This window comes from Leptolyngbya sp. Heron Island J (assembly GCF_000482245.1).
In the GTDB taxonomy this organism is placed as follows: Bacteria; Cyanobacteriota; Cyanobacteriia; order Phormidesmidales; family Phormidesmidaceae; genus Leptothoe.
Window position 1 is genome coordinate 17,021 of record NZ_AWNH01000039.1, and the last position, 19,330, is coordinate 36,350.

The 19,330-nt window shown below is 47.7% G+C and carries 17 protein-coding genes and 1 other annotated feature; of the genes, 10 read left to right on the forward strand and 7 right to left on the reverse strand.

Going from position 1 to position 19,330, the window contains the following annotated elements:
- The first annotated feature begins 2 nt into the window (after positions 1-2).
- From rplK to N836_RS50940, 5 genes are all read left to right on the forward strand, one after another.
- Positions 3-428, forward strand: a complete 426-nt coding sequence (rplK, locus tag N836_RS50920) for a 50S ribosomal protein L11 (RefSeq protein ID WP_023072505.1) — start codon at positions 3-5, stop codon at positions 426-428.
- Positions 429-513: 85 nt separating this feature from the next.
- Positions 514-1,233, forward strand: a complete 720-nt coding sequence (gene rplA, locus N836_RS50925; protein ID WP_023072506.1) for a 50S ribosomal protein L1 — start codon at positions 514-516, stop codon at positions 1,231-1,233.
- A 67-nt stretch (positions 1,234-1,300) separates the two neighbouring features.
- Positions 1,301-1,431 (forward strand) — a sequence feature (ribosomal protein L10 leader region).
- A 67-nt stretch (positions 1,432-1,498) separates the two neighbouring features.
- Positions 1,499-2,038 carry a 50S ribosomal protein L10 gene (gene rplJ, locus N836_RS50930; RefSeq protein WP_023072507.1) on the forward strand — a complete coding sequence of 180 codons (540 nt, stop codon included), beginning with the start codon at positions 1,499-1,501 and terminating at the stop codon, positions 2,036-2,038.
- Positions 2,039-2,092: 54 nt separating this feature from the next.
- The gene (rplL, locus tag N836_RS50935; protein WP_023072508.1) at positions 2,093-2,482 is read left to right on the forward strand and encodes a 50S ribosomal protein L7/L12; all 390 of its coding nucleotides are present in this window, start codon (positions 2,093-2,095) and stop codon (positions 2,480-2,482) included.
- Positions 2,483-2,820: 338 nt separating this feature from the next.
- Entirely contained in the window at positions 2,821-4,248 is a 1,428-nt protein-coding gene (locus N836_RS50940) for an ABC transporter substrate-binding protein (RefSeq protein ID WP_023072509.1), read from the forward strand.
- A gap of 33 nt (positions 4,249-4,281) precedes the next feature.
- Here N836_RS50940 and N836_RS50945 read toward each other — a convergent pair whose 3' ends face one another.
- Positions 4,282-5,205, reverse strand: coding sequence for a ChaN family lipoprotein (locus tag N836_RS50945; protein WP_023072510.1), 924 nt, complete (start codon positions 5,203-5,205; stop codon positions 4,282-4,284).
- Between the two features lie 208 nt (positions 5,206-5,413).
- Between N836_RS50945 and N836_RS50950 the strand changes: the two genes are divergently transcribed.
- On the forward strand, positions 5,414-6,403 hold the full coding sequence (locus N836_RS50950) for an aldo/keto reductase (RefSeq protein ID WP_023072511.1): 990 nt from the start codon (positions 5,414-5,416) through the stop codon (positions 6,401-6,403).
- Between the two features lie 475 nt (positions 6,404-6,878).
- Here N836_RS50950 and N836_RS50955 read toward each other — a convergent pair whose 3' ends face one another.
- Both N836_RS50955 and N836_RS50960 read right to left on the reverse strand, forming a co-directional pair.
- A complete protein-coding gene (locus tag N836_RS50955; RefSeq protein WP_023072512.1) occupies positions 6,879-7,736 on the reverse strand; it encodes an inositol monophosphatase family protein in 858 nt (285 codons plus the stop codon).
- A 115-nt stretch (positions 7,737-7,851) separates the two neighbouring features.
- Positions 7,852-8,532, reverse strand: coding sequence for a HEAT repeat domain-containing protein (locus tag N836_RS50960; protein ID WP_023072513.1), 681 nt, complete (start codon positions 8,530-8,532; stop codon positions 7,852-7,854).
- Positions 8,533-8,704: 172 nt separating this feature from the next.
- On the opposite strand from N836_RS50960, the gene N836_RS50965 reads away from it, so the two are divergent.
- Positions 8,705-9,397, forward strand: coding sequence for a lysophospholipid acyltransferase family protein (locus N836_RS50965; RefSeq protein ID WP_023072514.1), 693 nt, complete (start codon positions 8,705-8,707; stop codon positions 9,395-9,397).
- A gap of 10 nt (positions 9,398-9,407) precedes the next feature.
- On the opposite strand, the gene ald is transcribed toward N836_RS50965, so the two are convergent.
- Complete coding sequence (gene ald, locus N836_RS50970) at positions 9,408-10,487, reverse strand: alanine dehydrogenase (protein WP_023072515.1); 1,080 nt, start codon at positions 10,485-10,487, stop codon at positions 9,408-9,410.
- A 224-nt stretch (positions 10,488-10,711) separates the two neighbouring features.
- Here ald and N836_RS77025 point away from each other — a divergent pair, with 224 nt between their 5' ends.
- Together N836_RS77025 and N836_RS50980 are read left to right on the forward strand one after the other, a co-directional pair.
- Positions 10,712-10,861, forward strand: coding sequence for a cab elip hlip-related protein (locus N836_RS77025; protein WP_023072516.1), 150 nt, complete (start codon positions 10,712-10,714; stop codon positions 10,859-10,861).
- Positions 10,862-10,920: 59 nt separating this feature from the next.
- Entirely contained in the window at positions 10,921-11,145 is a 225-nt protein-coding gene (locus tag N836_RS50980) for a hypothetical protein (protein ID WP_023072517.1), read from the forward strand.
- 26 nt (positions 11,146-11,171) lie between these two features.
- Here the strand turns inward: N836_RS50980 and N836_RS77870 are convergent, their stop codons facing one another.
- The 3 genes from N836_RS77870 to N836_RS50990 all read right to left on the reverse strand — a co-directional run bounded on the left by N836_RS77870 (position 11,172) and on the right by N836_RS50990 (position 14,426).
- Entirely contained in the window at positions 11,172-11,306 is a 135-nt protein-coding gene (locus N836_RS77870; protein ID WP_268744308.1) for a hypothetical protein, read from the reverse strand.
- Between the two features lie 146 nt (positions 11,307-11,452).
- The gene (gene dnaK, locus N836_RS50985) at positions 11,453-13,363 is read right to left on the reverse strand and encodes a molecular chaperone DnaK (protein ID WP_023072518.1); all 1,911 of its coding nucleotides are present in this window, start codon (positions 13,361-13,363) and stop codon (positions 11,453-11,455) included.
- Between the two features lie 145 nt (positions 13,364-13,508).
- Entirely contained in the window at positions 13,509-14,426 is a 918-nt protein-coding gene (locus tag N836_RS50990; RefSeq protein WP_023072519.1) for an NAD-dependent epimerase/dehydratase family protein, read from the reverse strand.
- Between the two features lie 523 nt (positions 14,427-14,949).
- On the opposite strand from N836_RS50990, the gene N836_RS50995 reads away from it, so the two are divergent.
- A complete protein-coding gene (locus N836_RS50995) occupies positions 14,950-18,945 on the forward strand; it encodes a magnesium chelatase subunit H (RefSeq protein WP_023072520.1) in 3,996 nt (1,331 codons plus the stop codon).
- The last annotated feature ends 385 nt before the right edge of the window (positions 18,946-19,330 follow it).

A 19,330-nucleotide genomic window follows, 5' to 3' on the forward strand; every position in this document is an offset into this window, starting at 1 on the left:
CAATGGCGAAGAAGGTAGTTGCGATTATTAAGCTGGCAATCCCAGCTGGAAAAGCGAACCCTGCACCGCCAATTGGTCCCGCCTTGGGTCAGCACGGGGTCAACATTATGGCGTTTTGCAAAGAGTACAACGCCAAGACCTCTGACAAAGCAGGACTGATTGTTCCGGTTGAAATTTCTGTTTTTGAAGACAGAAGCTTCACCTTTATTCTCAAAACACCGCCAGCCTCTGTGCTAATCAAAAAGGCGGCAAAGATTGAGAAGGGTTCCGGTGAGCCAAATAAAGTAACAGTTGGCTCGATTACCCGCGCCCAATTGCAAGAAATTGCTGAGATGAAGATGCCTGACCTTAACGCCAATGACGTTGAAGCAGCCATGAATATCATCGAAGGCACTGCCCGCAATATGGGAGTCACCGTGTCTGACTAAGTTCAGAACATCGGTTGTCATGCTAATTATTTGACTAAAAGTCTGGGGAAGAAGCTGAGCTTCGCCATCACCCCAAGGAGTAACCATGGTAAAGAAAGTGTCTCGCCGCTTGAAAGAGCTGCAGGCGAAAGTACAAGACAAACTCTACGAGCCGCTTGAGGCAATGCAGCTAGTCAAAGAAACGGCTACTGCTAAGTTTACAGAAACTATCGAAGCGCATATTCGATTGGGCATTGATCCCAAATACACCGACCAGCAGTTACGAACTACTGTAGCCTTACCTAAAGGAACTGGTCAGGAGGTGCGTGTTGCCGTCATTGCCCGTGGTGAGAAAGTGGCTGAGGCAACCGACAATGGTGCAGATATTGCCGGTTCTGAAGAACTGATCGACGAAATCCAGAAGGGTATGATGGATTTTGACATCCTGGTAGCTACCCCCGATATGATGCCTAAGGTGGCGAAGCTGGGACGTATTTTAGGTCCTCGTGGTTTAATGCCATCTCCCAAAGGCGGCTCGGTCACATTCGATTTGGCTCAGGCAATCAATGACTTCAAAGCAGGTAAGTTAGAGTTTCGTGCTGATAAAGCTGGTATTGTCCACGTTATGTTTGGCAAAGCCGACTTTCCAGCTGAAGACCTGCTAACCAATTTAAAGGCCCTGCAGGAGACCATTGATCGTAACCGTCCCTCTGGTGCTAAGGGTCGCTACTGGCGAACAATGTCAGTGGCTGCTACTATGGGTCCTGCGATTAAATTAGATATTAGTGCACTACGTGATCTGAATCTTGAAGACGTAGCTGCATAAATTATCAATCAGCGTTGATTATTCAACAGCGAAAAGCTTTGGAGGTATTGCTGCTCTTATAAACACCCATAACTAAATAAGCATTCGAAGACAGCAGGTGCATTTTGCTTAATAGCCTGCCGAGATGCAGAGAAAGGGTGTGAGTAGCGCTCATCTTTGGGTCTTGGCGGATAGCTGAGGCCCTTTTGATTTTGAAGTCTGAGTTTGGGTTTGAGCTGGCCAATATTTCTAACTGTATCCCCGCAATTAAGGAGGTGAGATCCGAATGGGGAGAACCCTAGAAAACAAAAAAGAGATTGTTGCCGAACTCAAGGATCTCCTGAGTGACACTCAATCTATTTTTGTTATTGACTACAAAGGTCTGACGGTGGCTGAAATCAGCGACCTACGTAATCGTATCCGTGAAAAGGGTGGCACTTGCAAAATTGCGAAGAACACTCTGATCCGCATTGCGGTTCAAGATGACGAAAATTGGCAGCCTGTGCAGGAATTATTGAAAGATACCACTGCATTACTGCTAACCAAAGAAGACATTGGTAGTGTCGTCAAGGAATACAAGAAATTCCAGAAGGACACTAAAAAGACCGAATTGCGTGGTGGCGTTCTAGAAGGCAAAGCTCTGACTGGTGCAGAAGCAGAAGCCCTGGCCGACCTACCTAGCAAGGAAGAGCTTTATGCCAAGATTGCAGGTGCTATCAACGCTCTGGCAACCAAGGTTGCAGTGGGCGTCAAAGAAGTCCCGTCGTCTATTGCTCGTGGTCTTCAAGCCTATGTCGACAAAGAAGGTGGCGAAGGCGGCGAATAGCTCCCAGTTTTGTTCCACTAGTTATCTGTTTTGTAATTAATCAAGGAGAAATCCATGTCTGCTGCAACTGACGAAATTTTGGAAAAGCTGAAGACACTAACACTGTTAGAAGCATCTGAGCTAGTTAAACAAATCGAAGACACTTTTGGTGTAAGTGCTGCTGCTCCTGCTGGTGGCATGATGATGATGGCTCCTGGCGCTGCTGGTGGCGGTGGTGAAGAAGCTGAAGAGAAGACTGAATTTGACGTTGTTCTCGAAGACTTCGGCGGCAATAAGATTGCTGTGCTTAAAGCTGTTCGTGCTCTTACCGGCCTTGGTCTTAAGGAAGCTAAGGCAATCGTTGAAGGTGCGCCTAAAGCAATCAAAGAAGGCGTTTCCAAGGATGATGCTGAAGCGGCTAAGAAGCAGCTGGAAGAAGCTGGTGCTAAGGTATCTGTTAAGTAAACAGCTACTGAGCCAAAGATTTATCCTGACTACGTAGATAGCCTGAGCCAGGCTTAACAAGTCTGAGAAAATCTATTATTTAGTTAGCTCTTCGTTCTAAAAGCCCTGTCATCGTGAGGTAGCAGGGCTTTTAGGTTGAATCTGAACTGAGCACATTGCCTTGAGATATTACGTGATGTGAATGCCGGAGAACTTAATTTGTGTCTGGACAGTCATTGACAATAACGTGTTGGCACCAAAGACTTCAGCAGATAGGCAATCATTTGACGAAATTGCGGGTCAATACGCTGCATCAATCGTTTGCTAAGCGATTTTTCTAAAATGCTTTTGTCTGAGCCATGCGCACATTAAAAAATTACAAATTTGAGATACTTCTGTTCTTAGCGACTTTTAGTATTTTAGGGATCTTTTTCCTGAGCATTTCAGGGGCGCTTAGACCGAGACCTAGCAATGTCACCATCAAATCAAACGCTAGTACGCCAAGTTCTGACAAATCGGCTGAAGTTGCTGCCAAAGTCACACTATCAGAACGATTAAGCGAGGGCACCCAAAGCTTACTGCCTAATCCTTCGGGCTCCAAAGTGCAAGGCATTGCTGCCTACGCGGCAGGCGATTATGCGGTGGCGATCGCAAATTTAGAAACAGCGCTAGAAGAAAACCGTAATGACCCCGAAGCCTTTATATATTTGAACAATGCCCGTATTGGTAATCAAACAGCCCACACGCTGGCTGTGATTGCCCCCATTGGGGATACCAGCGAAATTGGCTTAGAGATCTTGCGGGGGGCGGGTCAAGCTCAATACGAATTAAATCAACTTGTTGGGGACGATGGAGTACCGATTAAACTCCTGATTGCCAATGATAATAACGATCCCAGCATTGCCAAATCTGTGGCGGCTGAACTGGTCAACCGATCAGAGGTGCTGGGGGTCTTAGGCCATTACAGCAGCGGCGTTACCTTAGCTGCAGCACCAGTTTATAACCAGGGTCAACTGCCCATGGTTTCCGCTATTAGCACATCAGTGGAACTCTCCGGCTTAAGTCCCTATATTTTTCGGACAGTGCCCAGTGACAGTTTTGCCGCCGCCGCTCTGGCTCGTTACATGATTAACGGCCTTAATGCCCAGAAAGCCGTTCTTTACTACGATTCCAATAGCGCCTATAGCCTGTCACTAAAAAGCGAGTTTACAACCTCAGTGTTTAGTGATGGAGGCGAAATCATCAACGAATATGATTTGGCCGGTACAGCTTTTGATGCCGATACACAGATTGCCATTGCTCTTGAGCAAGGAGTCGACGTGGTGATGTTGGCATCTAGCACTGATACGCTGGATCCGTCACTAGCCGTGATGGCAGCCATCAACAACGAAATCCCCCTGATTGGAGGTGATGATCTATACCATCCTCGCGTCTTGCAAGACGGAGGAGTCGATGCAGAAGGGTTAGTTGTCGCGGTGCCGTGGCATGTATTATCAGATCCAAATTCTGCATTTGTCACAGAGGCTCAGCAAATTTGGGGGGGTGATGTGAGCTGGCGCAGTGCTATGGCCTATGATGCAATCGCAGCCCTAGGAGCGGCTTTACTAGAAGACCCGAGCCGCGAAGGTATCCGTAACACGTTATATGGAGCTGACTTCTCAGCTGATGGAGCCACAGGAGAAGTACACTTTTTGCCCTCAGGCGATCGGAATCGAGCAGCTCAGCTTGTACAGATTCAAGCAGGTGAACGCTCTGGCCTTGGGTTTGACTTCATCCCAATTGACTAATGAAAATTTAACCCAGGTTGGCCAAGTTCGGATTTAATCCATGGCCTCAAACTCCATTGTTTCTGAAATCCAGAAAAAGTCAGCTAACTCTGGAGTCATCGCTGTTGGGTTAAGCAGTACGCTGTAGGCTATGAAGTCATTCCCTAAACGTCGCTGCACCCGGCTGGGAATCCCAAAATCAAAAACAACGTGGCCCTCACCTGCTAATACAATCACCTGGGTGTCTGGAGAAGCCATGACATAATCAGCAACAGATTCAGCCATAGTTTCATCCCAAAGTACCTGAGCCGCAAAGAAATTTTCAAAGCTGGGACCGCTGTTGCCATGACCACCGTGATGACCAAATACCTGGGCTACCATCGCTTGGTAGTTTTCGTCACTGGTGTCAATTTCATCAATGGGAGGAATATAGGTTAGATCGTCTCCTGTCAAGCTAGCCAAGCCCTGTTGGGCTACTTTACGAGTAATTTCTCGGGGAGTATTGAGGGCAATTAAAGGAATTTGATTGCGCTGGGCATAGCGAATGATGGGGGCATAAAGTTCCCAATCAAATCCCCAGCGGGTTTCATATTCACTCTGTGCTATCAGCTCTGCTTCGGTAATCTCGCCAGCGATATATTGATCAAGCACTGACTGAAACGGACGCTGGAACATTTCTAGACCAATGGCAATCTCACCACGAGCCTCATGCATGGCTTTAATAATTTTGAGCTGAGCGACATGATCGGCCTCGTCCGTATGGGTTTCACCTAGGTAGATAACACTGGCATCGGTTAGTGCAGCCAAAATTTCTTGATTGGATGGAGCACTGTCTGGAGCAGTTTGAGAAGTTTGTGCGATCGCATCCCCAGGCTCCACCGCAGTAGATTGCACCCTCATGAAGAAATGACGCTGCCCCAAACCCAATCCAATAATCAAGAAGGCTGTTCCACCGCCCAAGAGCCAGGAAAGTCGCACAGGCCAAACTCCATCAAAAAATATTTAGACGTAGTCTAACCTAGATTTTCTAACGACGGTTTTGGATGGGGCACAGATAAAGCATTAGAGCAGCAGAGCAATAAGTTATATATGCTGTGAAAAATTGCGCGGTAGGATTGAGCATCTCTTGCCAGGGTTTACTACCAACAGATAGGTTACTAATGCTGCCTCCAAAGTCACTTAATTCATGACCGTTACCAATGCTGCCGCCACTACAATTACCCTGCCTGAAATGGGCTGTGGCACCTGGGCTTGGGGTAATCGCTTGCTCTGGGACTACGATGAAAGTATGGATGCTGGTCTGCAGCAGGTATTTAACTATTGCGTAGAAAACGGAGTCACTCTCTTTGATACAGGTGATTCTTACGGAACAGGAAAACTCAACGGTCAAAGTGAAAAACTGTTAGGGCAGTTTAGCCAGACATATCAAGGTCCTAATCAAGAAAAAATTTGTCTAGCGACCAAACTGGCCGCCTATCCATGGCGACTTACCCGCAACATGATGGCCAACGCTGGACGAGCATCAAAAGCACGCATGGGTCGTCTGGATATTGCCCAAATGCACTGGCCCACCGCTAACTATTTTCCCTGGCAAGAAGGACCTCTGTTAGACGGCCTAGCCGATCTCTATGAGCAAGGTTTAGTCAAAGGTGTCGGTCTATCCAACTATGGTCCTAAGCGTTTACGCTGGGTACAGAAGCGATTTGCAGAACGCGGCGTACCGATTACATCGCTACAGGTGCAGTATTCACTATTGTCCACCTATCCAGTCACAGAGTTAGGGTTAAAGGACGTCTGTGACGAACTCGGCATCCAAATGATTGCCTATAGTCCGCTCGGATTAGGACTTCTCACTGGGAAGTACGGAGAAAATACTCCTAAGCCTAAAGGATTACGGGGGATTTTATTTCGACAGTTATTACCAGGCATTCAACCCTTACTCGACTGTTTGAGAGAAGTGGCAACAGAACGGGGCAAGACCATGGCCCAAACATCCCTGAACTGGTGCATTTGCAAAGGCATGACCCCAATTCCTGGCGCAAAAAACTTAGACCAAGCAAAGCAAAATATTGGCGCATTGGGCTGGAGATTAAGTCCTAGCGAGGTAGGAGAATTAGATCGAGCAGCCGCTAACTCCGACAAGCAAATGGTGCAAAATATCTTTCAAACTCGGTAATCCAGCCTCCCTCACCAACAGATTCCGAATATTTCACCACAAGATTGAGGATGTTCAGAGGGAACTTTAGAAATAAGTGAATTTAAGGACCACACAGGTCTAAGAACGGTTCACGGTTATGTGTCTATGGCGCAGGCTGGAAGAGTACGGACGGAGGAATGCGAGAAATGCTTGAATTAGTCACATTTCAGTTCTCTAAAACTTGTCTTAACCGAGCCTTCAACAGTGCCATGCCCCGCTAGCCAGGCTGAAGCAATCCATTTTTCAGTTAAATCGAGATTATGTCAGGATAGCCAGTGGCTATCCTTTTTTTTAACTATCCTTGAACTCGCCTGCAGCCAGTGAGTTTTTGATCAACCACAGCTACTATGGCTCTTGATAACGGTATCCCATTCTTGTAGCATCGGCTTCGGCTTAAACTAGCTGACCTAGCATTAAACATGAAACAGACTTGGTAATTGGTAAAACGAGCCGTTTAACCATGATTAGCTAACGCTTTCAAGAGTTTTCCATGAACCTCTGGTGATGACCCTACTACCACACCAGGCCATTGATAATCCTCACAGGTACTTAGTTCAGGTAAGGGATTGCCTTGATGGTCGGTCACGATATAGCCCATCTCCTGGGCCATCCAGCTCAAGGCACCTCCATCGATAAACTTGCCAGCGGCTAAAATCACGCCGGTCAGATCGCCCGTGAATAGACCATTGGTATTAGGAATTGTCACTTCGCGAGAATAGTCAGTCTTGACGCAAAGCGCCTCAAACTGTCCCTGCAAAGAATCTGTCAGATGAGTCAGTGCCCAACTGAGCAACACCCGATCCTTAGGGGTGTAAATCTTTAAGGGCTGACAGCTATCCAAATCGTCGGCTAGCGTGCCATAAAATGTACCCTGCCCCCGCAGACTGTAATAAAACCGATCGAGCTCAGGGCTCAGGGCGATCACCGCTTCAAAACCATCGGCATTCAAAACAGTGAGAATAATCTGATAATTAGGATGACCATCCATATAAAACCGGGTACCGTCAATGGGGTCAAGTGTAACCAAATAGTCGTCCTGAGGGCCGAGTTCAATCGAGCGAAAATACTTGGTGTTATAGGTTTTCTCAAACTCTTCGCCATAAAAACGAATATTGGAGAACAGTGACAGTAGGGTCACCTCAATAAAGGTTTGAATGGACAGATCAGCATCCGTAAGGGCCGTTGCAAAAAAGTTCTCCGAGTCAAACTTATCTGGATGAGCTGCAATACTACTCTGGATTTTTCGAGCGTAGCCTGCCGCTATCTTGAGATGGGGGAGTAAGGCGTCTAAAATTTCGCGTGGAGTAGGCATGGGGGATTTTGATTAATGGTTGGTAGGGAAATCTCGTGTCATGGATGTGTAGGGGCATTACATGCAATGCCCCTACACATCCATATTCCATCATGGCCATCAAAATAGACGTAGCCTACAGCCCACTGCCCGCCGATGCATCTAAGGCAGCTGCCACCACATAGTGATTTTCATCTTGCTGCAATTGCACTAACAGCTTTCTAGCCTGGGGATGCTCACACCCGGTTAAGGCTGTTGCTGCCCGCCAGCGATCGCGCCAGATAGTGCTACTAGCTAACCCGGTCAAAGCCTCTAATGCTCGACTTTGTAGTGGCGACATCAGCACCTGTCGCAGTGACAAAATTGCGGTTTCCTTAACAGTCTGGGTGGGATCATCCAACGCCTTCAGTGAGATCTCAAGTAAGACATCAGGATGGTTACTTTCTTGCAAAATTGACAACACAGTTTGTCGTAAAAGCCAATTGTTATTACTTTCGAAGAGTTGGACCAGCAACGGTATGGACACATCTCCAAATTCATAGAGGGAGTTAGCCACTTCTGCCAGCACATTGGCATCGGTCTCAGTGTTGATCAACTCCTGCAAACTAGCGAATGCAGCCTCATCTGGTGCATGATTGCCAAACCCCATAACTGCCAAACGCCGCAATAAAAACGAGTTTTCTGTTGATAAGCGCTGCAAAATAGGTATAGCTACCTCAGTTGATACCTGTGCCAGCGTATTTAAGGCATTAATGCGTATATTTAGCGCAGAAGATCGTAAGTCTGTCTCTAGCTTGTTAAGTTCGTCAGTGTTCATGGACTTTTTGGTGGGGGGTAGCCCCCCTGAGGCGTTAGCCTATAAAAAGTTGGCATTGCTGAGCATCAGGATAACTTTATCGGAGAAATCCTGAGTAATTGCAGCAACCCTAGACCGGGTCATGGGCTAAATCAGCAATGGTTGGGTTCACTCTATTCTTATTGATCATGGTATGGATGTTCAAATAGCGGCTTATCACAGTCTGCGGTGGTTGTTACGTCCTTTTTTGCTGCGGGGGGTTGCGATCGCAACCCACGGCCTCAACCATATCCCCCAGCAAGGCGCGGCCATTATCGTCTGCAATCATCGTTCTGATACGGACGGACTGTTAATGACATTGGCCCTACCCCGTTATATCGCCTGGATTGTGGCCGATTACATGACCACAATACCGATGACCCGACATCTGCTGGCCCTGACTGGCATGGTACCTGTCAAAACGGAAGGACAACCCACACCTTCTTCTATCAAACAAGCACTTGGCCGTCTAAAGCAGGGAAAACTACTCGGCATCTTCCCAGAAGGCGAAGACTATATTTTTGCCAATGACTTTACAGCCCCGCTCGCCCAGCTGCGCTCAGGCTTTGCTCACCTGGCCTATATGGCTCAGGTTCCCGTCATTCCGGCAATGATCGTACCTCAAGCAGAGAAATTAGAGCCGATCACAATTCCGACCACAGTCCGACCACACATTGAAAAACACTACGATCTGGCAAATATTCAGTCCATTGTCCGCTACCGATCGGCGGATGTCAGAATTGGTAAAGCCATTTCTCTAGAGACCGTAGCCCGTCTTGATAAACACGAACAAGTTGGTTGGCTGCAGATGCAAACCCGTCAAGCCATGTTAAATCTACAAAACTAGCTTGAGTGACTCAGGTCAGATCTGGAAAAGTAGCCTTCACAGCCGGATGCACTAGCTGATGATTGACCACATTTAGCCCCTCAGCCAGCGCAGCATCATTTTCTAACGCCCCTAATCCCATGTTGGCTAGCTTCAGAACATAAGGCAGGGTGCTATTGTTCAAAGCCTCAGTTGCAGTCCGGGGTACTGCGCCCGGCATATTGGGCACACCATAGTGCAACACCCCGGACTCGACATAAACTGGTTCACTATGGGAGGTGGGTCGCACAGTTTCAACACAACCGCCTTGATCCACTGCCACATCCACAATCACGGCTCCTTCAGGCATCTGCTCTACCAACGCCTGAGAAACCAGTATGGGCGGGCGGCGTCCAGGTACCAATACAGCCCCAATGAGCAAATCAGCCCAGGAAACAGCCATTTCAATATTGGCAGAATTGCTATACAGCAGCTGAACCCGTGACCCAAATAGTTCTTCTAACTGATTTAAGCGGTCTAAGTTGATATCGATCAGCGTCACCTGAGCCCCTAACCCAACCGCCATTTTGGTGGCCTCAGTGCCAACAACACCGCCGCCCAGCACCACAACCCGACCTGGACTGACACCTGGAATGCCGCCTAGCAAAACACCGCGACCGCCCTGCTGCTTTTCTAAAAACCTGACCCCAAACTGCATCGACAGTCGCCCGGCAATAATACTCATCGGTGTCAGCAATGGACGCTGATGATTTTTCTCAACGGTTTCATATGCGATAGCAGTAGCCCCACTTTGAATTAACGCTTCGGTCAGGCTGCGACTAGCGGCCAAATGCAAGTAGGTAAAGAGTAGCTGTTCCTCTTGTAAATAGTCGTATTCTTTGGGCAGTGGCTCTTTGACTTTGACCACCATGGCCTGCTGCCAAACTTCAGACGCTGTCCCTAGGGTAGCCCCAGCCTGCTGGTAATCAGTATTACTAAAGCCAGCTCCCACCCCAGCATCAGCTTCTACTACGACCTGATGGCCCTTTTCTGTCAGTGCCCTAACGCTGCTAGGACTCAGACCCACGCGAAACTCCAGGTTTTTAATTTCTTTAGGCACACCGATCTGCACAGGTCGCTCCCCTATAGGTGAAGGGTTTTAATTGCGCCCAATCCAGGGCTTTACCACCCTAGAACTGGCTGCTAATTCTAGCTTAACGTTCCCCTAAAAAGGCGGATTTGCCAAACAGACAGAATTCACCGATCACGAAAACACATTGACGAACTCTCCCTTTGATAGTGAGAATAGATGGGTATAAAGTAGTAATTAACACCGTGACTGATATCAAGCCTTCCATGAGTCCCAAGCTCGAACGACCCAAAAAAGGGTTTAACGAATACGCTGAGCAGCTCAATGGACGAGCAGCTATGGTGGGCTTTTTAGTGTTGATTGCTATTGAGTATTTTACTGGGCAAAGCATCGTTTCATTAATTGGCTTAAAGTAGGCTTATCCTTTTAGCTACCAGCGATACACTAAAGCCATAGGCCAAAAGTTCTTTTTCCTATGGCTCAGGCAAAAATCAAGCCTCTCACGTTTGCAGAATATCTGAACAACGACGATGGTTCAGATATTCGCTATGACCTACTGAGTAATGGAGAACTCATGCCATTGCCAAACGGGTCTGAAGAAAATGACTATTTGGTGATGGAGTACGGCAGCAGTGAAGTGATTATTTCTGCAGCATTGCCAAATTTGGAATTAACGCCCAAAACACTTTTTGGAGCTTAAAGTTAAGATTTTCAAACACCTAGAATTTAAGGCGTACATATAGAAGAGCCACCAGCTTTTAGCCGCTGGCTCGATGAATTGGTTAACGATGCGCTAGCAGTGGCTTCTGATGCGATCGCATAACCGGACTTTATCGTTAGTAGACGGGCTGAGGTGGCCATTGCCAACCTGGGTTTGTGTGGCGCATTCAAGGCTACAGAAAAAGGTGAATGGTAAAACCATCCACCCCCTTGCTAGCCGGAGCAAGTTTGTCGGCTATGCCACGGCGGCTATCTCCAGAAAGGGAAGCCGCCGTGGTTGATCAAAGTTACTTGTCGCTTTCTTCTGAGAACTCAGCATCAATGACGTCGTCGTCGTCACCGCCGCCACTGGGGGCCTCACCAGGAGTGCCTGCATCAGCTGCCGCTGCCGCTGCATCAGCACCTCCGTACATATTGCTGCTCAGCGCGAACAAGGCTTGCTGTAGGGATTCGGTGCCTGCTTTGATCTTGTCAGTATCATCAGATGCGATCGCATCCTTCAGACTAGCAATCTCAGTTTCAACCTTGGACTTATCATCCTCGGAGACCTTATCGCCCAGTTCACCCATCTGCTTCTCAGCCTGATAAACCAGAGAATCAGCCTGATTCTTGACATCGATCTTCTCGCGACGCTCTTTATCAGCTGTGGAGTTTGCCTCAGCATCCCGAACCATCCGATCAACCTCATCATCAGACAGAGTGGACGCACCCGTAATACTGATGGACTGCTCCTTACCAGTGCCTTTATCCTTAGCAGTGACATTCAAAATACCGTTAGCATCGATATCAAACGTCACTTCAATCTGAGGCACACCCCGAGGAGCAGGAGGAATTCCATCTAGACGGAACACACCTAAATCCTTGTTATCGTTAGCCATCTCACGCTCACCTTGGAGAACGTGAATTTCAACGTTAGTCTGGCCGTCTACTGCTGTGGAGAAGACTTCAGACTTCTTGGTGGGGATCGTAGTATTTCTGGGGATGAGCTTAGTCATCACACCACCCAGGGTTTCTACACCCAAAGACAGAGGCGTAACGTCTAGTAGGAGAATGTCCTTCACTTCGCCAGCCAGAACACCGCCCTGAATCGCAGCCCCAATAGATACTACTTCATCAGGGTTCACGCTCTGGTTGGGCTCTTTACCTAGGGTCTTAGAAACCAATTCTTGAACCGCAGGGATACGAGTGGAACCACCTACTAGTACTACTTCATGGATGTCGCCCTTAGAAAGCTTGGCATCACGAATCGAATTTTCGACAGGAATGCGGCAGCGGTCAATCAGGTCAGAGCATAGCTCCTCAAACTTAGCTCGAGTCAGCGTTAGATCGAGGTGCTTAGGACCATCTTGAGTCGCGGTGATAAACGGCAGGTTGATTTCCGCTTGGGTAACACTGGAGAGTTCGATCTTGGCTTTTTCCGCTGCCTCAGTCAGACGCTGAAGCGCCTGCTTGTCCTTACGTAGATCAATGCCTTCTTGAGACATAAATTGCTCAGCCAGGTGATCTACGATCTTCTTGTCAAAGTCATCACCACCCAGGTGAGTGTCACCTGATGTGGACAGTACTTCAAATACACCATCGCCCACTTCCAAGATGGAAACATCGAAGGTACCACCACCCAAGTCAAATACAAGAATGGTTTCGTTACTCTTCTTATCGAGACCGTAAGCCAGTGCAGCAGCAGTGGGCTCGTTAATAATCCGCAGCACTTCAAGGCCTGCAATCTTACCAGCGTCTTTAGTCGCCTGACGCTGAGAGTCATTAAAATAGGCAGGAACGGTAATTACCGCCTGAGTCACCTGGTCACCGAGGTACTTACTAGCGTCGTCTGCTAGCTTACGCAGTACCTGAGCAGAAATTTCTTCAGGGGCAAACTGCTTGTCAGCGTTGGTGCACTCAATCTTGACATTGCCATTTACGTTGAGAACGTTGTATGGCACTTCTGAAGACTCGTTGTTCACTTCATCATGGCGACGACCAATGAAACGCTTCACGGAGTAAAACGTATTCATGGGGTTCATCACAGCCTGACGCTTGGCAATTTGACCTACTAGACGATCGCCACTCTTAGCGTAGGCAACGACAGAAGGAGTGGTGCGAAAACCTTCCGCATTAGCGATTACAGTGGGTTTACCACCTTCCATTACGGCAACCACAGAGTTTGTGGTTCCTAAGTCGATTCCAACTACTTTTCCCATATCAATTGCTCCGGCTGAATAGTCACTTAATAACTGAGAACCTTGAAATTGATTTCTCAAAAGCTCATTACTATAGTGCTAATCCAAAGCAATTCTCTGAAGGGGGGGTTACCGAACCTGGATTTCGGTCATAGGGCAGATTGGACTAGGCTTTCGTCAGAATTTGCTCATCTAATTCAAAGTTCACCGTTTGTTCTGACTGAGAATAGTCGTTTTGGTAAGCATCTTTGAGTCCATCGACTAAGCTATATCGCGGCAGCCAATCCAGGTCATTTTTAGCTTTATCAATAGATGCGAAGAAATGCTGAACTCGCATAGGAAACGCTTTACGTTTGCCAAAGTCAAACTGACTCGGGTCATAGTGGCGGATGTCTGGCGCAGGTTTATCCATAGCTTTAGCACAGGCCTGAGCCAGGCCGTCAAAGGTTACGTAGCGTTCACCTGAGATGTTGTAAATCTGTCCAATGGCTTTGGGGTTACCTAAAACGGCCACCATGGCTTGAGCGAGGTCTTCGCAATGGCCCAGTTGGGTAATTGCTTTGCCGTTACCGGGTATGGGCAGTGGTCGGTCATGGCTGATGCGATCAAAGAACCATTTTTCCAGGGGGTTATAGTTCTGAGGTCCATATATGTAGACAGGTCGAATTGAGGTGAAGGGGACTCCTTGCTGAATCAGGTAGTCTTCAGTGTGATGCTTGCCTTTGTGACGGCTATTGGGGTCAACAGGGTCGCCTTCCACATGGGGCATTTGCTCACTTTTGAGATATACACCAGCCGAGCTGACATAGATAAAGTGCTGGACGGTACCGTCAAACAACTCAACCAAGGGCTGGGTGTCGCTGAGTTCGCGTCCGTTGTTGTCGTAGATGGCATCGAAGGTTTTGCCAGCAAGGGCAGTTTTGAGGTCGTCGGGAGATTTGCGATCGCACCTCACCACCTCCACACCCTGAGGCACAGACCGATTACCACGATTTAATAACGTCACAGTATGCCCTGCAGCCAACAGTAATCGAGTTAGGTATACCCCAATAAACCGTGTCCCACCCATCACTAAAATTCTCATAGCCAGCCCCAACAATCCAAGAGATTATCTGCTCTCAAATCTTATGGAAGATTGTTACGTTGGCAAAGCATTACCGAGCAGAATCTCACTAGAGATGATCCAGAACACCTGCAATTGCCACCAGCGGTGTTTTGTCAATATTTATTTTTTTACTTTATTTGAAGTATAAGTATTAGTAACTCTCTCACTTTTTATAACGAATTCGTTACAAAAAGTGAGGGCCAATATGTAAATTTGTATCGCATCTGCGGCTGCATCCCTAGTCGATAGGGATTTTCTGATACAAACACAGTAGGTTTTAAAAAACCTGTTTAGATGTTATGGAATATTGCTCATTACAGTAATCACTAGAGTTTTGTAAAGTATTTTTTGCAAATGCTTTTTTGATTACCTGGTCGATCTGCACCAACTAATGAGTCAAACGGGTGATAATGCATCATTCTTCTGAAATAGCATCATCCCCGACCGGCAGTCATCACCTCTGACAAAAAGAGACAACACACTGAGCAAGGAGTCAAACTGCATGTTCACCAACGTCAAGCCCACTGTGAGACATATCTCACCCGAGAACCTTGGCGAACGGTCTTTAATGAAGGTGGTTTATGTCGTTCTAGAACCACAGTACCAAAGTGCTCTATCAGCAGCTGTTAAATCGATAAACGCTAACAATCCCCACATTGCCGTAGAGGTTAGCGGCTATTTAATCGAAGAACTTCGGGACAATGATAATTATGAAGCCTTCAAGCAAGACGTTTCTGAAGCTAACGTCTTTGTAGCCTCCTTAATTTTTATTGAAGAACTCGCTGAGAAAGTTGTCACTGCCGTTCAGCCTTATCGTGACAGTCTTGATGTAGCCGTAGTTTTCCCATCTATGCCTCAGGTGATGCGCCTTAATAAGATGGGCAGTTTCTCCATGGCTCAATTGGGACAATCCAAGAGCGCTATTGGTGAATTCATGAAGAAGCGCCGTCAGAAACAAGGCGGCAGCTTCGAAGACGCGATGCTCAAGCTATTGCGTACCCTACCAAAGGTCTTAAAGTATTTGCCTGTTGACAAGGCACAGGATGCTCGTAACTTCATGCTCAGCTTCCAGTACTGGCTGGGTGGTTCTCCCGAAAACTTGGAGAACTTCATGCTAATGCTGGCAGATCGCTACATGTTTGGCGACAAGGACATTGAGGGCGCTCCCGAGAATATGGACTACGAGGAGCCGGTCACCTATCCCGATACAGGTATTTGGCACCCTCTCGCGCCTTGCATGTATGAAGATATTAAGGAGTACCTGAACTGGTATGGGTCACGTCAGGATCTACCGGCGTCACATAAACGAGAGCAAGCTCCCTGCGTGGGTCTAGTCCTGCAACGGACACACTTGGTCACTGGTGACGAAGCCCACTATGTCTCAATGGTGCAAGAACTTGAGTACCTGGGCGCTCAGGTCATTCCTGTGTTTGCAGGCGGCTTAGATTTCTCTAAACCAGTAGAACAGTTTTTCTATGAACCGGTTAGCCAAGAACCCATTGTTGATGCTGTTGTTTCGTTGACCGGCTTTGCTCTTGTAGGAGGTCCTGCTCGTCAAGACCATCCCAAAGCTATTGAGTCACTCCAAAAGCTTAATCGCCCCTACATGGTTGCGCTCCCCTTGGTCTTCCAAACCACTGAAGAATGGGAAAATAGCGATCTAGGTTTGCACCCTATCCAGGTTGCTTTGCAAATGGCCATTCCTGAACTGGACGGTGCTATCGATCCGATTGTAGTGTCCGGTCGTGATGGCATGACCGGTCGCGCCATTACTCTTCAAGATCGAGTAGAAATCATCTCCAAGCGGGCCCTCAAGTGGGCCAATCTGCGCCGTGTTGAGCGTGCTCACAAAAAGCTAGCCGTTACCGTCTTTAGTTTCCCCCCCGATAAAGGCAATGTTGGTACCGCTGCCTACCTGAACGTCTTTGGCTCCATATACGAAGCCATGGTGGAGATGAAGGAGCAGGGATACACCATTGAGAACATGCCCGAATCGGCAGAAGCCCTAATGCTAGAGGTGATCAACGACGCTCAAGCTCAATACAACAGTCCTGAGTTGAACATTGCCTATCGCATGTCAGTGGCTGAATATGAGCAGCTCACACCCTACTCTGAGCGCCTGGAAGAAAACTGGGGACCACCGCCAGGAAACCTGAATACTGACGGTCAAAACCTACTGGTATACGGGAAAACCTACGGCAACCTATTTATTGGTGTACAACCCACCTTTGGTTACGAAGGCGACCCCATGCGGCTATTGTTCTCCCGTTCCGCTAGCCCACATCACGGATTTGCTGCTTACTACACGTTCCTAGAGAAAATTTGGAAAGCGGATGCTGTGTTGCACTTTGGCACCCACGGCTCTCTAGAGTTTATGCCTGGCAAGCAAATGGGGATGTCAGGTCAGTGCTACCCCGACAATTTGATTGGGAGTACACCTAATCTCTATTATTACGCCGCCAACAATCCCTCCGAGGCCACTATTGCCAAACGCCGTGGCTACGCTGAAACCATCAGCTATCTCACGCCGCCTGCTGAAAATGCTGGTCTTTACAAGGGTCTCAAAGAACTCAGTGAACTAATTGGGTCTTATCAGGGGCTGAAGGAAGGTGGTCGCGCCATCTCCATTGTCAACGCCATCATCGAAAAAGCTCGTCAGGTCAACCTAGACCGAGATGTTGTTTTACCTGATGTGGAAGACTCCAGCGAGATCAGCAAAGAGGATCGAGACACCCTGGTAGGTAAGATCTACATCAAGCTGATGGAGATCGAGTCTCGTTTGTTACCCTGTGGTCTTCATGTGATTGGTAAGCCCCCCACTGCTGAGGAGGCCGTTGCCACATTGGTTAATATTGCGGGCCTCGACCGTGAGGAGGAAGGGTTCAAGAGTCTTCAGCGGATTATTGCTGAAAGCATTGGTCGCAACATTGATGAAATCTATAACAACAGTGATCTGGGTGTTTTAGATGACGTACAACTGTTGTACGAAATTAATGAGGCTACCCGCGCTGCTGTTGGTGCAATTGTTAATGAACAGTTGGATGATGAGGGACGAGTGTCTCTCAAAACCATGCTGAAGTTCTTTAACTTTGGTAAGCAGAAAGATCCCTGGTTAGAAGCTCTACACAATCTTGGTTATAAGAATGTGGACGAAGAAGCTCTCAAACCGTTGTTTGAATATTTGCAATTCTGCTTAAAGCAGGTGGTTGCGGACAATGAGCTATCTTCTTTACTCAGAGCTTTAGATGGCGAATATATATTGCCGGGTCCTGGTGGCGACCCCATCCGTAACCCAGATGTCTTGCCCACTGGCAAAAATATTCACGCCCTTGATCCTCAGTCAATTCCTACAACAGCAGCAGTTCAATCTGCCAAGGTGGTAGTTGATCGCCTGTTGGAACGTCAGCGCCAGGACAATGGTGGCCAGTATCCTGAGACCATTGCCTCTGTACTTTGGGGAACCGACAATATCAAGACCTATGGTGAGTCATTGGCTCAAATGCTCTGGTTTGTTGGGGTTAAGCCAGTTCCTGATGCCTTGGGTCGTGTCAATAAGCTGGAGATTGTTCCCCTAGAGGAATTGGGTCGTCCTCGGATTGATGTTGTTATCAACTGTTCCGGTGTTTTCCGCGACCTATTTGTTAACCAGATGGCACTGCTTGACCGAGCTGTGAAGATGGCAGCTGAAGCTGATGAGCCATTGGAAATGAACTTTGTTCGTAAGCACGCTCTCAAACAGGCTGAGGAGATGGGGCTGTCAGTCCGCGAAGCAGCCACTCGCATCTTCTCTAACGCATCGGGTTCCTATGCCGCTAACGTCAACCTGGCAGTTGAAAACAGCAGTTGGGAAGAAGAATCTGAGCTTCAGGAAATGTATCTTAAGCGGAAGTCCTTTGCCTTCAATTCGGATAATCCGGGCGTGATGGACCAATCGCGTGACCTGTTTGAAGCGTCTCTAAAAACAGCTGATGTGACTTTCCAGAATCTCGACTCGTCTGAAATCTCTTTGACTGACGTTTCTCACTACTTTGATTCTGACCCGACCAAAGTTATTGGCCAGTTACGGGGTGATGGCAAAAAGCCTACTTCGTTTGTAGCAGACACTACCACTGCCAATGCTCAAGTGCGAACGCTTTCAGAAACAGTTCGACTAGATTCTCGCACTAAACTGCTCAATCCAAAATGGTATGAGGGCATGTTAGCCAATGGCTACGAGGGCGTGCGTGAGCTATCCAATCGTCTAGTTAACACTATGGGTTGGTCGGCAACAGCTGACGCGGTTGACAACTGGGTTTATGAGGATGCTAACACTACCTTTATCGCAGATGAGGAGATGTGTAAGCGTCTGATGGATCTCAATCCCAACTCTTTCCGCCGCATGGTTACTACTTTGCTAGAAGTTAATGGCCGAGGCTACTGGGAAACCAATGATGAAAACCTTGAGCGGTTACAGGAACTCTATGAGGAAGTAGAAAATCGCATTGAAGGTGTGGAATAGGTTAAATCTTTCTTGATTTAGTTCTCTGTCACTCACAGTGGTGACAGCACATCTATTGCCGTGCAAAACAAAAGTCTCTTCTAAAGATAGAGAACAAATACTTACATCTAAAGACGCCCTGCATGCCCTAGAGACATGCAGGGCGTTTTGCACATAGACTTGCTTTTAAGCAGTGTTCTCAGGAAGGAGATTGCCAACGAATGACAGCAGCACGAGGACGGAATAAGGCCAATATCGCAGTAGGAAAATTTCAGGCCTCTAAATTGTCCTGAGCCATCCCTCAACCGCTATGTATCGGCTGAGATGAGCGCCAAATAGGCAGTTTTATCAATGTGCCACTTTCATTTACGTACCATGATCAGTCACAGAGCTAAAAGCCTGCCCA

Coding starts and splice junctions, on each gene's coding strand:
- rplK (WP_023072505.1), top strand. CDS start 3: ATGGCGAAGAAGGTAGTTGCGATTATTAAGCTGGCAATCCCAGCTGGA.
- rplA (WP_023072506.1), top strand. CDS start 514: ATGGTAAAGAAAGTGTCTCGCCGCTTGAAAGAGCTGCAGGCGAAAGTA.
- rplJ (WP_023072507.1), top strand. CDS start 1,499: ATGGGGAGAACCCTAGAAAACAAAAAAGAGATTGTTGCCGAACTCAAG.
- rplL (WP_023072508.1), top strand. CDS start 2,093: ATGTCTGCTGCAACTGACGAAATTTTGGAAAAGCTGAAGACACTAACA.
- N836_RS50940 (WP_023072509.1), top strand. CDS start 2,821: ATGCGCACATTAAAAAATTACAAATTTGAGATACTTCTGTTCTTAGCG.
- N836_RS50950 (WP_023072511.1), top strand. CDS start 5,414: ATGACCGTTACCAATGCTGCCGCCACTACAATTACCCTGCCTGAAATG.
- N836_RS50955 (WP_023072512.1), bottom strand. CDS start 7,736: ATGCCTACTCCACGCGAAATTTTAGACGCCTTACTCCCCCATCTCAAG.
- N836_RS50960 (WP_023072513.1), bottom strand. CDS start 8,532: ATGAACACTGACGAACTTAACAAGCTAGAGACAGACTTACGATCTTCT.
- N836_RS50965 (WP_023072514.1), top strand. CDS start 8,705: ATGGATGTTCAAATAGCGGCTTATCACAGTCTGCGGTGGTTGTTACGT.
- N836_RS77025 (WP_023072516.1), top strand. CDS start 10,712: ATGAGTCCCAAGCTCGAACGACCCAAAAAAGGGTTTAACGAATACGCT.
- N836_RS50980 (WP_023072517.1), top strand. CDS start 10,921: ATGGCTCAGGCAAAAATCAAGCCTCTCACGTTTGCAGAATATCTGAAC.
- N836_RS77870 (WP_268744308.1), bottom strand. CDS start 11,306: ATGGCCACCTCAGCCCGTCTACTAACGATAAAGTCCGGTTATGCGATC.
- dnaK (WP_023072518.1), bottom strand. CDS start 13,363: ATGGGAAAAGTAGTTGGAATCGACTTAGGAACCACAAACTCTGTGGTT.
- N836_RS50990 (WP_023072519.1), bottom strand. CDS start 14,426: ATGAGAATTTTAGTGATGGGTGGGACACGGTTTATTGGGGTATACCTA.
- N836_RS50995 (WP_023072520.1), top strand. CDS start 14,950: ATGTTCACCAACGTCAAGCCCACTGTGAGACATATCTCACCCGAGAAC.